This window comes from Ligilactobacillus pobuzihii E100301 = KCTC 13174 (assembly GCF_000349725.1).
Lineage (GTDB): Bacteria > Bacillota > Bacilli > Lactobacillales > Lactobacillaceae > Ligilactobacillus > Ligilactobacillus pobuzihii.
The window spans coordinates 1-13,849 of sequence record NZ_APCP01000031.1 but is presented as its reverse complement, the minus strand read 5'-3'; the positions used below and the strand labels follow the sequence as shown (position 1 = coordinate 13,849).

The 13,849-nt window shown below is 38.0% G+C and carries 12 protein-coding genes, 1 rRNA gene and 1 riboswitch; of the genes, 12 read left to right on the top strand and 1 reads right to left on the bottom strand.

Features of this window, described 5'->3' with window-relative positions; translation table 11 throughout:
• Positions 1-233: 233 nt before the first annotated feature.
• The 4 genes from LACPOB_RS0100220 to LACPOB_RS0100205 all read left to right on the top strand — a co-directional run bounded on the left by LACPOB_RS0100220 (position 234) and on the right by LACPOB_RS0100205 (position 3,207).
• Positions 234-1,127: a hypothetical protein gene (locus LACPOB_RS0100220; protein WP_017866846.1), complete on the top strand. Its 894-nt coding sequence runs from the start codon at positions 234-236 to the stop codon at positions 1,125-1,127.
• A gap of 117 nt (positions 1,128-1,244) precedes the next feature.
• Positions 1,245-2,150 carry an RluA family pseudouridine synthase gene (locus tag LACPOB_RS0100215; RefSeq protein ID WP_017866845.1) on the top strand — a complete coding sequence of 302 codons (906 nt, stop codon included), beginning with the start codon at positions 1,245-1,247 and terminating at the stop codon, positions 2,148-2,150.
• A gap of 49 nt (positions 2,151-2,199) precedes the next feature.
• On the top strand, positions 2,200-2,847 hold the full coding sequence (locus tag LACPOB_RS0100210) for a metal-dependent transcriptional regulator (RefSeq protein ID WP_017866844.1): 648 nt from the start codon (positions 2,200-2,202) through the stop codon (positions 2,845-2,847).
• Positions 2,848-3,006: 159 nt separating this feature from the next.
• Positions 3,007-3,207, top strand: a complete 201-nt coding sequence (locus LACPOB_RS0100205) for a cold-shock protein (protein WP_017866843.1) — start codon at positions 3,007-3,009, stop codon at positions 3,205-3,207.
• A gap of 175 nt (positions 3,208-3,382) precedes the next feature.
• Here LACPOB_RS0100205 and LACPOB_RS0100200 read toward each other — a convergent pair whose 3' ends face one another.
• Positions 3,383-4,447 (bottom strand): LCP family protein, encoded by a 1,065-nt coding sequence (locus LACPOB_RS0100200; protein ID WP_017866842.1) that lies wholly within the window; start codon positions 4,445-4,447, stop codon positions 3,383-3,385.
• Positions 4,448-4,856: 409 nt separating this feature from the next.
• On the opposite strand from LACPOB_RS0100200, the gene LACPOB_RS0100195 reads away from it, so the two are divergent.
• The 8 genes from LACPOB_RS0100195 to LACPOB_RS0100160 all read left to right on the top strand — a co-directional run.
• Positions 4,857-5,684 carry a zinc-ribbon domain-containing protein gene (locus tag LACPOB_RS0100195; RefSeq protein WP_017866841.1) on the top strand — a complete coding sequence of 276 codons (828 nt, stop codon included), beginning with the start codon at positions 4,857-4,859 and terminating at the stop codon, positions 5,682-5,684.
• Between the two features lie 72 nt (positions 5,685-5,756).
• Positions 5,757-6,317, top strand: a complete 561-nt coding sequence (locus tag LACPOB_RS11395) for a GNAT family N-acetyltransferase (RefSeq protein WP_017866840.1) — start codon at positions 5,757-5,759, stop codon at positions 6,315-6,317.
• Positions 6,295-6,795, top strand: a complete 501-nt coding sequence (locus LACPOB_RS0100185) for an Rrf2 family transcriptional regulator (protein ID WP_017866839.1) — start codon at positions 6,295-6,297, stop codon at positions 6,793-6,795. The genes LACPOB_RS11395 and LACPOB_RS0100185 overlap by 23 nt, the downstream gene beginning before the upstream one ends.
• 85 nt (positions 6,796-6,880) lie before the next feature.
• Positions 6,881-8,566, top strand: a complete 1,686-nt coding sequence (gene alsS / locus LACPOB_RS0100180) for an acetolactate synthase AlsS (protein ID WP_017866838.1) — start codon at positions 6,881-6,883, stop codon at positions 8,564-8,566.
• 62 nt (positions 8,567-8,628) lie between these two features.
• Positions 8,629-9,348 carry an acetolactate decarboxylase gene (budA, locus tag LACPOB_RS0100175; protein WP_017866837.1) on the top strand — a complete coding sequence of 240 codons (720 nt, stop codon included), beginning with the start codon at positions 8,629-8,631 and terminating at the stop codon, positions 9,346-9,348.
• A gap of 76 nt (positions 9,349-9,424) precedes the next feature.
• Positions 9,425-9,603: riboswitch (Lysine riboswitch) on the top strand.
• 183 nt (positions 9,604-9,786) lie between these two features.
• A complete protein-coding gene (locus LACPOB_RS0100170; RefSeq protein ID WP_026142679.1) occupies positions 9,787-11,262 on the top strand; it encodes an amino acid permease in 1,476 nt (491 codons plus the stop codon).
• Between the two features lie 328 nt (positions 11,263-11,590).
• Positions 11,591-12,862: a serine--tRNA ligase gene (serS, locus tag LACPOB_RS0100165; RefSeq protein ID WP_017866835.1), complete on the top strand. Its 1,272-nt coding sequence runs from the start codon at positions 11,591-11,593 to the stop codon at positions 12,860-12,862.
• 754 nt (positions 12,863-13,616) lie between these two features.
• A 16S ribosomal RNA gene (locus tag LACPOB_RS0100160) occupies positions 13,617-13,849 on the top strand; the annotation flags it as partial.

Genomic DNA, 13,849 nt, shown 5'->3' with positions numbered 1-13,849 from the left:
TGCCTTTCTATTTAGTTTAGACACTTATAGTTTAGGCCTTTATGGCTTTTTTGTTTAATTTTGACTTGTGTTGCACTTGGATTGTAAATCAGGCTATAACTTATGGATATTGTTTTGGACAGATTATGATTATAAGAGTAAGAAAATCTTAGCTACTAACAGGAGATAATTTTTAATTATTGTGTGGCTCTATGCTATGATTATAGCAACGAAACTACTAAGGGAGTATTGATATGACTTCTCCAGATAAAGAAATAAAGCGTTCAAAAAGTGGACAACATTTTGCCCAGCCAAAGCAGCCTTCAAATAATATCAGTCAATTATTGACGTTTCTTTTAACACTTACTTTGATGTGCGGCTTAGTCGGAATGAGTGCGAAAGATTCTTTTTTGAATCAGGATTTTACAAAAAAACAGATCGTAACAAATGAAAATGTCACGGTTTTGCATCAAGGACTTTCTGCGACTGTTAATTCCTTTGTGACTGATACGGAAACGAATTTTCATATAAAGGGAGAATTGATTTCTAAAAAACAGGTTAAAGATGACGTCAATGAAGTCATAGATAATCTGTATGCGGGTAAAAGCAACTTGATTGCTCCCAATAAGATAATTCAGCAGGTTTCGAAAAACTTTATGGGAAAAGTTCATCAAGCTGGTATAAATACAGGATCTGAGGAATTCTTAAGTTACAAGAGTAACTTTATCGCCCAAGTCGAAGCGGCAATTAACAATCAGGTGCATAATTCCTTATTGCAAAAAGGTGGGCAATTTTTACGACAGTCACAGAAAAAAATGACGACGATGTTTTATCTTGGGATGGTTATTAGTGTAATTTTACTTGTTGCTTTACTGTTTCAGACGAGGTCATTTTTTAGATCAGCACATTATGCAGGTTTAGCATTTTTCTTTAATGGTTTAATAGTTTGGTTATTAGCACAGCTAGTGAGGGTCAGTGGTGTGGTCGATAATTTGGCTGCGTCTGTAGGCATGTATCAATCACTCATTACAGATTACGGAAATTCTGTACTTGCAGTTTTTATCCATGATGCATCTTTTTTTGGATATGTTGGGATCTTTTTATTATTAGTGGCTTTGTTTGGTAGATTTATTAGAAGAAATAGTTAAATTTTTTTTGGGGTACGTTAGAAAAATAAAAATTCTGATATAATAAACTTCGTACACTCGTTATGTGATAGAAATATATTAATTGTGAATGATGTTTGAGACGAAAGGATTTAAGGAATGAAGTTTACATGGCAGAAAGAAGACAACGAAACAGAAACAGTTAAAAGCTTTTTGTCAAAGAAAGGCGTCAGTCACCGAATGTTTCGTAGTATCAAGCACAAACAGGGGAAAGTTTTAGTGAACCAGCGGCGCAAAACTTTGAATTTTGTACTTCAGGCTCCAAGTGGTATAACTTTATTACTTGATCCCGAAAAACCTGATCTCGCTGTACCACCCAGTGACGGTCAATTAAATGTAATTTATGAAGATAGTAACTGGTTGATAGTCGATAAGCAGGCAGGCTTAAATAGTGTCCCAGGGCCAAGTGATCGAAGCGATACGCTAGTTAATCGGGTCAAGGGACATTTAATTATGCAAAAAGCTAAGGACTTAGTGCCACATGTTTTAACGCGGCTCGATCGATTTACTAGCGGGGTAACGTTGATTGCAAAGCATCGTTTTGCCCAAGGACTGATCAATCGTCAAATGGAAAGCCACAGTGTGGATAAAAGGTATCTTGCATTAGTTGAGGGCCAGTTGGAATTTGAACATGGTTTGATCGATCAGCCCTTACGTCAAGCACCAAATAGCTATGCTCAGGAAGTCAATTCAGCAGGGAAACAGGCTCAAACTGAATACTGGATCAAAGAAAATTTTGGGACGGCCGCTACATTAGTGGAAGTGCAGCTGCATACTGGACGCACTCACCAGATACGTGCCCATTTTAAATATTTGGGGCATCCGTTGTTGGCTGATGAATTATATGGTGGTAAATTTGTATATGGTTTACAAAGACAAGCCCTACATGCTACTGATTTATCTTTTATTGATCCGTTTACAAATAAACAAATGATATTTCACAGTCAAATACCAGCAGACCTGGTTGCAGCTTTGCAGCAGTTAAGGTCTTTGGGGCAAGAGTAACTTGAGTTAAATAGTTTGTTAATTAAAATAAAACATGAGGTGAATAGTTTTGACCCCGAAAAAAGAAGATTATTTAAAAATCATATTTGAATTGGGTGGTAAACAACGTAAAGTTAGCAACAAGCAGATCTCGATGAGTTTAAACGTTGCTGCTGGTTCCGTGACAGAAATGGTAACCAAATTAGTGGGTGAGGGATTAGTGATCCACTCACCTTATGCGGGGATCTCATTAACAGATGAAGGAATCGAGATCGCTGAAGATCTAATTCGGCGACACCGACTTTGGGAAACCTTTTTGGTTTCTAAGTTGAATTATAAGTTGCAAGATGTACACTATGACGCAGAAGTTTTAGAGCATGCCACGAGTGATAATTTAGTACAACATTTGGATGACTTTTTGGGTCATCCTAAACGTTGTCCACATGGTGGTATGATTCCAAGTATCGACGGTGATTATGCAGAGGAAAGCTATGACTTGCTAGTTGATGCTCCAGCTGGATCTGTTAAATCAGTTGATCGGTTTGTTGACAACCACGAATTGTTGACATACTTGGATGAAATTAAACTAAATATCGGTGATAAATTTTTAGTCGAAGAACATGTACCCTTTGAAGGGCCAGTAAAGGTCAAATTGAGCGATACAGGAGAAGAAGTCAGCATTAGTTATAAAGCTGCTCATTATATTTTTGTTAATTAGTTTAAATTAGCTGTATCAATTATTTTGGGACTGTGTTATAATTCTTTATGTAGTTTGAACAGGTTTTTTTGGTAAGGATGTTTCATAATTTCCTCCATAAAGCGCCGACTAGAATTACAATATACGTGCCGAAAGGCGCAACAAGGAGGATCCATTATAATGGAACAAGGAACAGTAAAATGGTTTAATGCAGACAAGGGTTATGGCTTTATCACACGTGAAGACGGCAGTGATGTATTCGTACATTTCTCAGCTATCCAAGCTGAAGGCTTCAAGACTTTGGACGAAGGTCAACATGTAACATTTGATGTTGAAGACAGCGACCGTGGCCCACAAGCAGCTAACGTTGTTAAAGACTAATAAAAATTAAATTTAAACGAGTTCTGTGATGGAGCTCGTTTTTTTGTACTATAAAAAGAGACTTTAAAACACATTTAAGGGCCGCCGACCTAACCCAATTTTAATTGGGATAGATCGACGGCCCTTTTAGAATCACACAGCTGGTTATGTCCCAGTTTCAAAGCTCTTTTTATTATTAATTAATGTTTATTTCATCACTTGAACTTAAGGTACTTCCTGTTGAAGCTGAAGAAAGATCAAGTGCTTTTCTTAGTAAGTCAGTAATTCGCTGCTTCTCACTTTCTTTTGGAACTTCAAAGGATTCCCCGTTGATCATCGTAGACTCTCCTTGAAGATGAGTCGAGTTCATATGATGTGTTGCTTTTCGATATTTAGCAGCTAAGAGCAACATATTGTTAAAACTGAGATCGGTTTTCATTTGTTTTGAAACTGTGTTAAGAAATTTTTCGTTTAATAAACTTTTGACTTGGGTAGCCTTCATTGCAACTGCCATTAAAACTTGCCGTTGCCGTTCTTGCCGACCATAATCACCACGGGGATCGGAATAGCGCATGCGCACGTAGGATAATGCCTTTTTCCCATTCATCTGTGTTTTTTTGCCTTTAATAAAAGAGTAACCCCCATATGAAAAAGATAAAGCAGGAGAAACATCAATACCGCCGACAGCGTTGATCAAGTTTTCCAGGCCACCCATGTCGATCGTGGCGTAATAATCAATTGGGACATTTAAGTATTTTTGCACGGTTTGGACAGCGGATGCTGAACCATCATAGGAATATGCAGAATTTAATTTGGAGGGATACTGATTTTCATGCCCATGGACAGCTACTTCAGTATCCCGCGGCAAACTCACTAAAGTCATTGATTCCTTTTTAGGATTAAGAACGGCTAGAACTAGGGTGTCGGTCCTTCCCTTGTATGAGCGCCCTAACGCACCTGTATCGGTTCCCATAAGTAAAATGGAAAAAGGACGTCCCTTTTTAAGAGTACTATTAGTGTCCCTGACTTTGCGTATACCTGATTCCTGATGGATCGTATTGATCGTTGAATGGGCTGTCTGATATTTTTTAAAAGCAAAATGACCACCAACTAGCAAAACAACTACAAAAGTTAAAAGGACCCAAAAAAAACAGCCTTTTAATCTGCGATGAGGAGGACGGTGTCTTCGTAAGTTTTCCTCAGCTTGTTGGTTTTCATTATATTGGTCATATTCATCATATTGCGTTCTTCTGTGTGCCATAAAGTTCCTCCTGCAAGAAACAAGCTTAGGGAATATTAAAAATTATTCTCTGAGTTTCCGACTGAATAATTAAACTATTGAGTATAGCTGCTAATTAGTCTTTAAGCCAGTTGCTTGTTATTAAGTAATTATTTTAGGGCTTTATATCTTAGTACACAATGATTATACTTCATAATTAGTAAAAATTAAAAACCACTTTGTATCCATGTTATATTAAATAACGATATTTATGATAGCTAGAATGATTTTTGGAAAAGTGTTATTTGTCAAATACCTTGGGACTAATGGGCTTTAGAAAAACATGATATAATATGCAAATAGTAGTAGATCGTAAAAAAATATTTGGCGAGCGTATTTATTTTAATTAAAGTAAATGGCAACCGTTAAATAATTTTTAAGAGATCCCAACATGCTGCAAGAAAGGATGTTAAAGTCAGCAATGTTTTATTGCCAGAGATGCGGAAAAAAGAACGAAACAGAAAACATGCGTTGTTCTTATTGTGAAACGTACCAACAATTTGATGTAATTGAAATCGAAAAGAAAAACTGTAAACGATGTGGTAAAAAAATTCCAGTTAACTCTAATTACTGTTCTTATTGTGGTTTAGATCAAGCCCAAATTTTGTTGAAGGAATTAGATGAGACACCACAATCAAAAGAAAAAGTAGACGACCAACAAGAAGACGACCAAAAAAATAATGAGATACCAACTATCGATATTAGTGATCCTAAGAAGTTGAAGGAATTTATTAAAGAGGCCAAAAAAGAAGGTATCCAGGTTCATGTTTTAGGTAAAAATGAATCATTTAAATCGGGTGTAGTCCCTTCGACTAAACTTTTCATTAAAGATTGGGTGAATGTCAATAAGAGAATGGGTCGTGCTGATTTTTGGTGGGGGTTATTAGGAACATTTTTATTGTCGATCCCAGTAGGTGTATTGATCAGCTTGATCGTGTCATTATTCCAAGGGGTTTTGCCTGGAAATGTGGCGATCATCTCGAAACTTTGTGTGGCCGCGTGGTTAGCATTTTTCTATGTTGCATTATTAACTGCTATGATCAGAAGGTTACATGATATTGAATTACCAGCTTACTTGGCGTTATTACTTTTTATTCCTGGCGGTGACTTAGTTTCATTTATTATCGCAACTTTACCGCAACGTCGCACGAAATCGACATATACATTCGAAAATCCAAAAAAGAGTAATAAGAATAATGATCATAGAAATGACAAATGATCTTTTGATGGAATACAAATAAAGTATAACGTGATCAACTGGATAAATTTCTCCAAACCAAAGGAGCTAAGTATGGTTGAAATAGATGGTTTACTTTTACGGCAGTTTCGTGACGAAGACTGGCTGGACGTGCTGGAATATGGCTCACAAACTAAGGTAGCTAAAGCAGCTAATTTTACTGCTTTACGGACAAAAAAGGATGCAATATCTTTCCAAAATATTTTACGAAAGGATGGTGTTTGGGCAATAGAAGAAAAAGTTAGCAATAAAGTCATTGGAAATATTGGTTCATTTAAAATAATCAAGCCGAATGGTCTTTTAGAAAAAAGTGGTTATGAAGTTGGTTATGCATTGAACCAAAATTTCTGGGGCCAAGGGTTAATGACAAAAGCCCTGAGGAAGCTCTGTGATTTGGAGAAAAAAAGAGGTACATTATTTTTACAGGCACGGGTGTATTCAGATAATGTAGCATCTTGTAAAGTTTTACAAAACAATGGTTTTAAGCTTCAAAGTCAAAAAGAAGTATTTGATGTTTTTTTACCAAACAAAAAAATTAGTGAGTTATATTATGTTAAAATATTGACACGAGAGATAGAAAGGTCTGAAAACAATGCAGTTGACGAAAGGTTTTGAACAAGCCGCATGTATCGTCGCATTATTAGCTACACAAAAAAGAGATATCCCGGTATCATCAGGAGTTATCAATGAAACTTTAGGCGGTTCTGCTACATATCTGCACAAAATTATGCGCAAGCTTGTAGTAGGAGGATTGATCACTTCAGTTTCTGGTAATAGCGGTGGTTTTTCACTTGCTAAAGAACCAGAAGAGATCACTTTATTGGAAATCTATCATGCAACAGAAGGAAAAGTTGATACATTTCCCGATTTAGGATTTTTTGAGCATGCTTTCCAAGATTTTCCATCCTTAGCGATGAAAGCTGATGGTGCGATCACTGATGCTTTCCACCATGCTGATCGCTTGTGGTCTGATCATATTGGAAGTGTCACAGTTCAAGATTTGATATGGCAAACTTTCAAGGTTGACCAAATTCCGTTAGTTGATTGGAATAATTTATCAGAAGAAGATATTAAGGGACTCAATGAGGACTAAGCGGTTTTATGCAAATTTTTAGCCTTATTTAGAAATTAAGTCAAGTTTTAGTTGTTTTATGAGCTTAATAAAAAGGAGCATATTCATGACAGAGAGAAAAGAAAAGTATTATGGTGCTGATGCAGTTGTAGATAGTTTGATCAATCATGATGTTAAGTATGTCTTTGGTATACCAGGAGCTAAGATAGACCGGGTTTTTGAAAAACTTGATCATCCAACAAATAAAAAAGCTCCTAAGTTTATTTTGACACGCCATGAGCAAAACGCTGCTTTTATGGCTGCAGGTATTGGGCGGATCACTGGCCATCCAGGCGTTGTTATCACAACATCCGGTCCTGGGGCCTCTAATTTAGCAACAGGTTTAGCCACTGCTACGACTGAAGGGGACCCTGTTTTGGCTTTGTCAGGACAAGTTCAACGGACTGATCTTTTGCGCCAGACTCATCAAAGTATGGATAATACTTCAGTTTTTGCTGGGATCACTAAGTACGATGCGGAAGTTCAAGATGCAGATAATATTTCCGAAGTTATTGCAAATGCGTATCAAGAAGCCGAGGGTGCCAAGCAGGGTGCAAGTTTCATTTCTATTCCACAAGATGTTACGGATGCAGAAATGAAAACCGAGGTTTTGGCACCGATCCCGGCTCCAATTTTAGGACCAGCTAGTCCGATCGAGTCCACCTTGTTAGCTTCGCGGATCAAAAAAGCAAAATTACCTGTTCTATTAGTCGGAATGCGTGCTTCAGACCCCGAAACGACAACTGCGATCCGTAATCTTGTGCGTGATACTCATTTGCCAGTCGTTGAAACATTCCAAGGTGCAGGTATTATTTCACGTGAATTAGAAGACGATTTCTTTGGTCGTGTGGGCCTTTTCCGTAACCAGCCAGGCGACCAATTACTTAAAGAAAGCGACTTAGTGATCGCAATTGGTTATGATCCCGTTGAATATGAACCGCGTAACTGGAATGCTAATTTTGATAAAAGCATTGTGGTGATTGATTCAATGCGTGCACAATTGGACAAAAATTTCCAACCGCAACGTGAATTAGTCGGTGATATTTCGCAAACACTAGAGTTTTTATTACCGTATATGAAAGGATTTAAGTTACCAGAAGGATCGTTACCATTTCTGGAAAAATTACGGGGGCAGCTAAAGTTAAGGGATGAGCCACCAGCATTGTCAGAAGGCCAAGTTCGTTGCCATCCACTTTCGGTGATCCATGCTTTACAGGCACGAGTTTCTGATGAAATGACCGTTACAGTTGATGTGGGGAGTTTTTATATCTGGATGGCTCGTCACTTTAGAAGTTATGAGCCACGGCACTTGTTGTTTAGTAATGGGATGCAGACGTTAGGTGTAGCGTTGCCCTGGGCGATCTCAGCTGCACTGGTTCGTCCACAAACACAGATCGTTTCTGTATCAGGTGATGGTGGTTTCTTGTTTTCTGCACAGGATCTGGAAACTGCAGTCCGGTTGAATTTAAACATTGTTCATATCATTTGGAATGATGGTAATTACGATATGGTCAAGTTTCAAGAAGAGATGAAATACGGTCAGTCAGCTGCAGTTAAGTTTGGTCCAGTCGATTTTGTCAAATATGCAGAAAGTTTCGGTGCAACAGGTTTACGTGTCACTGCCGCTGCACAATTAGACGAGGTACTTGACCAAGCTTTTGTTACAGATGGTCCGGTCATAGTTGATATCCCGGTCGATTATAGCTTTAACCAAGAACTAGGCGAGCAATTATTAGATGACCAGTTACGGTAAAACTAATGTATTTAAATGATTATGTTTTTAATCATGTTTAATAAAACGAGGAGGTTGTTTTTTTGACAAAAAACTTTTCGAAACTATTTCAACATGGAACTTTGGCAACTTTAGTTCCAGGTTTATTTGATGGTACATTTCCAGTTGGAGACCTTTTAAAAAAAGGTGACACAGGGATCGGAACAGCCGCCGGATTAGGTGGCGAAATGGTTGTCTTAGATGGAACTGCTTATCTGGTTAAAAGCGATGGTCAAATTGATATTTTACCAGCTGATACCTTGGTTCCATTTGCCACGGTTCATTTTGATAACAGTGATCAGGTAGGAGAAAGGGTAGTGGACCTAGCTGAAAATGATCTAGATGAAAAAATATTTTCCAAACGATCATTGCAGAATATCTTTTTTGCTGTCAAGATCACGGGTCAGTTTAAGCATGTTAAAACGCGGGCAGTAGCCGCACAGACTAGACCTTATCCTACACTTTCTCAAGTGGCAGACAAACAAGCTGTTTTTGAAGAAAATGAGAGTCAGGGAACGGTGATCGGTTATTTTTCACCAGAACTTTTCCAAGGAATGGCTTCAGCAGGTTTTCACCTGCATTACCTGAATGACGACCATTCTTTAGGCGGTCATCTACTTGATTTTAAAGTTAGTGAAGGGATCTTGACAATACAACCATTCGCGAGTGTTGAGCAGCATTTTCCGCTGGATAATGATGAATTTATGGGCCATGATTTTGAACTCGGAGAGATGGACTCTCAAATTAGGCATTCAGAATCTTAAGCTAAGATAAAATATTTATTACGATATCTAAATTTTTTTATTTGTTATTTGAACCTGTAAGGCTTTATAATATAAATTATCGAAAAGAGGTCGCAGACTTTAAGAGTAAGATGGCTTAGTCAGAAAAAGGACGGAGGTCATGTGAAAGGAAAGTACTGCCGAAGTTGACAATGTTTTTTCGCGTTGTTAGCTGGGATCTAGTATAAGATACTAGGAACTGTCGTGGGGAATACCCTACGGGGCGCTATCGAGATGTTATTTGCCGTTTTTACGGGATGATTATTGATAGAATATCAGTTGGCGCGGTTTTCGATTTTTGAAAGCCGTGCCTTTTTGTTTATTTTATTATTTTCTTGGTCGCCTCTTCGAATAAACTTTTATTTGGAGGGAACAATTTTGAAGAAACGAAATGTTTCTGAAGTTACTAATGGCCAGCAAGTGTCTGGTCAACAAGATGGGGCCAATGGGGTCAAGCGGTCTTTAAAGACAAGACACGTGTCAATGATCGCGTTAGGTGGAAGTATTGGTACTGGGTTATTTGTCGCTAGTGGTTCTGCAATTTCAACTGCCGGACCAGGTGGGGCTTTAGTTGCGTATATTGGAATTGGATTAATGGTGTATTTCTTAATGACATCGTTAGGCGAAATGGCAACTTATCTTCCGGTGACGGGGTCATTTGCGACTTATGCGCGCCGATTCGTTGATCCAGCAATGGGTTTTGCGATGGGATGGAACTATTGGTTTAACTGGGCGATCACATTAGCTGTTGATGTTTCAACAGTTGGTTTAGTTTTAAAGTTTTGGTTTCCACGTGTTCCAAGTTGGGCTTTTAGTGTAGGTGCTTTGGCAATTATTTTTATTATTAACGCTTTGTCAGTCAATTCTTTTGGTGAAACCGAATATTGGATGGCTTTGATCAAGGTCGTTACTGTCATTGTTTTTCTAGTAGTCGGGTTCTTAACAATTTTTGGTATTATCAATGGACATGCTACATATTTGGAAAACTTTGTTTATAGGAAGGCTCCTTTCGTTGGCGGTATCCCAACGATCTTATCTGTTTTTGTTGTTGCCGGTTTTTCTTTTCAGGGAACTGAATTGATCGGGATCACTGCTGGTGAATCAGAGAACCCGGGTGAAAGTATCCCTAAAGCGATCAAGCAGGTATTTTGGAGAATTATCTTGTTTTATATTTTGTCAATTTTCGTAATTGCTGCATTGATTCCTTATACTAGTCCTAATTTACTGGGTTCTGATGCGGGTGATGTTACCATCAGTCCATTTACATTAGTCTTTCGTCGAGCTGGCCTAGCAGGTGCAGCCGGGATCATGAACGCTGTGATCTTAACTTCAGTATTATCTGCAGCCAATTCCGGAATGTATGCTTCGACACGGATGTTATTTTCTCTCGGTGTTTCTGGGGACGCACCTAAGATCTTCAAACGGGTTAATACTCGTGGGATCCCAATGCCTGCGTTGGTCGGTACAGCGGCTGTTGGTTTGATCACATTTGCGACAAGTATTTTTGGTGATCGAATTTATAATTTCTTGGTTAGTGCGAGTGGTTTGAGTGGTTTTATTGCGTGGGTCGGGATCGCGATCTCACATTATCGTTTCAGAAGAGCATTTAAGGCGCAAGGTCATGATTTATCTGAATTACAGTATCACGCTAAGTGGTTTCCGTTCGGTCCAATTTTAGCACTTATTTTGTGTATTTTAGTTATAATTGGACAGGATCTGGGTTCATTTGCCAGTTTTGATTGGCAAGCAATTTTGTTTTCTTATATGTCAGTGCCGTTATTTTTGATTTTATTTATTTACTATAAAATTCGGCATAAGACCAAACTGATTCCACTTGAAGAGGTTGATTTAACCATACATGAGATAAATGATGAAAAAAAGGATAAGAAAGGTTGAACTTTTTAAAATTTTCAATTATATTAAAGTTAGTTGAATAAATAAACGTCATGGTACATCTTAAGTAAGCATGTCAGAGACACAGTGGTGGGTGTGAACTGTGAAGCTGAAATTCCAATGTATCTTTTGGTGGGCAGGTAATGCTGCACGGGAGACCGTTATTTAGTTAAGTGCGAATTAACGATTCGAACTTGGGTGGTACCGCGAAAAAGCAAGTCTTTCGTCCCAATTGTGGGATGAGAGGCTTGCTTTTTATATTGGTTTGATACTTAAGGTAAGGTCATTGGTTGAGATATATAAAAGATAATTATACGAGGAGGAATTATTTATGTTAGATGTAAAAATGATTAGACAAAAGCCAGACGAGTTTAAAGCTCGTTTAAGTACTCGTGGCGTTGCTGCTGAAGAAATTGATGCTTTATTGGATGAGGATCAGAAACGTCGCGATCTTTTGAATCAAACTGAACAGCTAAAAAGTCAACGTAATAAAGTTTCTGGTGAGATAGCTCAAGCTAAACGTAATAAAGAAGATGCATCTGATGCGATTGCTAAAATGCGTGAAGTGGGTCAAAAAATCAAGGAATTAGATGAACAAGCTGATCAAGCAGTGGCCAAGGTCAACGATATGGCAGCCCGTCTACCTAATTTACCTAATGAAACGATTCCTGTTGGATCAGATGAAAGTGCGAATGTCGAAATACGTAAAGTTGGGACACCACGGAAATTTGATTTTGAACCTAAGGCTCATTGGAATATCGGGGAAGATTTAGATATTTTAGATTTTGAACGTGGTGCAAAGGTTTCTGGAGCACGTTTTGTTTACTATAAAGGTTTGGGTGCAAAATTAGAACGCGCTTTGTACAATTTCATGCTGGATGAACATGAAAAAGAAGGTTATACGGAGATGATAACACCGTATATCGTTAACGATGATTCAATGTTTGGTACGGGGCAATTTCCAAAGTTTAAAGAAGATGTTTATCAGATAAAAGGACAAAACATGACTATGATCCCCACAGCTGAAGTACCGTTGACTAATTATTATCGGGGGGAAGTTATACCTGATGAGAAACTTCCTGTTTATGTGACAGCTTTAAGTCCTTCTTTCCGTTCGGAGGCTGGTAGCGCTGGTCGTGATACTCGTGGTTTGATTAGAATGCATCAATTTAATAAAGTTGAAATGGTCAAATATACTAAACCTGAGGATTCATATGATGAATTGGAAAAAATGACAGAAAATGCAGGGAGCATTATGGAAAAGCTAGGACTTCCTTACCACGTTATCACGTTATCAACAGGGGATATGGGATTTAGTGCGGCTATGACTCATGATTTAGAAGTTTGGATGCCAGCACAAGACACCTATCGTGAGATTTCTAGTTGTTCTAATACCGAAGATTTTCAAGCCAGACGTGCTCACATTCAGTACCGTGATGAAAATGGTAAGTTGGATTTTGTGCACACCTTAAATGGTTCAGGCCTTGCGGTAGGACGGACAGTCGCTGCGATTTTAGAAAATTGTCAAAACGAAGATGGTTCTGTTACTATTCCAGAAGTATTACAGCCATATATGCATGGAGTTAAAAAAATAACAAAATAGTTTTTAGAGAGCGGGCAAAAGTCGTTTACGCCATTTTTGGCCGCAACAAAGTGAAAGACGAGAATGGCGTAAATAGTATTACATTGAGAGTGAGACAAATCGGCTTCAATCTTTTGAAACACGTTTAAGGGCCATCGATCTAACCCATTTAACGGGATAGATCGATGGCCCTTTTATAACCGCACAACTAGTTTTGTCCCAGCCTTTTTTTTATGAGTTTTATTTTAAGTTTTAGGTCGGTAATGTTTTTGAAATTCCGTTAAAAATTTAAAGTAAATTTGTATTTAGACAATGACGAACTATATTTAAAAGGTGGTGGATTTAATATGGAAAAGTATGGTTTTTTTATGCTTGTCTGAGTTTAAAATTCGTTATTTATACTTAGATAAATTTATTTTTAGAAAAGTGTTGACGGTCGATGTTTTCGTTGGTAATATTGTATTTGTTGTTTGAAAGACAAATGCTTGCCTGTTGATCAGTTGAGTGAATATTTTTTTCTTGACATCGTTGTGAAGAATTGATATATTATAAAAGTTGTGTTTCAGACACTAACGAAATAATTGGTAAAATTAGTTCTTGATTTAATCACATGTATCATGATATAATGATGGTGCTGATTATATCAGAGAAGTAGATCTTTGAAAACTGAACAAAGTTTCGACAAATCAAATGTGTGAGGTTGCTTATCTTAACGATAAGTGCAAACAACATTTGCGAAGTCAATTCGCTAGTAAAATTTATGAGTCACAAACTTTAAAATGAGAGTTTGATCCTGGCTCAGGACGAACGCTGGCGGCGTGCCTAATACATGCAAGTCGAACGCAATCTTTTAACAATGAGTGCTTGCACTCAGCGTTTTAAGTGCGAGTGGCGAACGGGTGAGTAACACGTGGGCAATCTGCCCAAAAGTGGGGGATAACACTTGGAAACAGGTGCTAATACCGCATCAACCGACTGACCGCCTGGTCGGTCGGGCAAAGACGGCGT

What these genes read in the sequence shown, in the direction of transcription:
- LACPOB_RS0100220 (WP_017866846.1), top strand. Translation starts at nt 234, where the DNA reads ATGACTTCTCCAGATAAAGAAATAAAGCGTTCAAAAAGTGGACAACAT.
- LACPOB_RS0100215 (WP_017866845.1), top strand. Translation starts at nt 1,245, where the DNA reads ATGAAGTTTACATGGCAGAAAGAAGACAACGAAACAGAAACAGTTAAA.
- LACPOB_RS0100205 (WP_017866843.1), top strand. Translation starts at nt 3,007, where the DNA reads ATGGAACAAGGAACAGTAAAATGGTTTAATGCAGACAAGGGTTATGGC.
- LACPOB_RS0100200 (WP_017866842.1), bottom strand. Translation starts at nt 4,447, where the DNA reads ATGGCACACAGAAGAACGCAATATGATGAATATGACCAATATAATGAA.
- LACPOB_RS0100195 (WP_017866841.1), top strand. Translation starts at nt 4,857, where the DNA reads ATGCTGCAAGAAAGGATGTTAAAGTCAGCAATGTTTTATTGCCAGAGA.
- LACPOB_RS11395 (WP_017866840.1), top strand. Translation starts at nt 5,757, where the DNA reads ATGGTTGAAATAGATGGTTTACTTTTACGGCAGTTTCGTGACGAAGAC.
- LACPOB_RS0100185 (WP_017866839.1), top strand. Translation starts at nt 6,295, where the DNA reads ATGCAGTTGACGAAAGGTTTTGAACAAGCCGCATGTATCGTCGCATTA.
- alsS (WP_017866838.1), top strand. Translation starts at nt 6,881, where the DNA reads ATGACAGAGAGAAAAGAAAAGTATTATGGTGCTGATGCAGTTGTAGAT.
- serS (WP_017866835.1), top strand. Translation starts at nt 11,591, where the DNA reads ATGTTAGATGTAAAAATGATTAGACAAAAGCCAGACGAGTTTAAAGCT.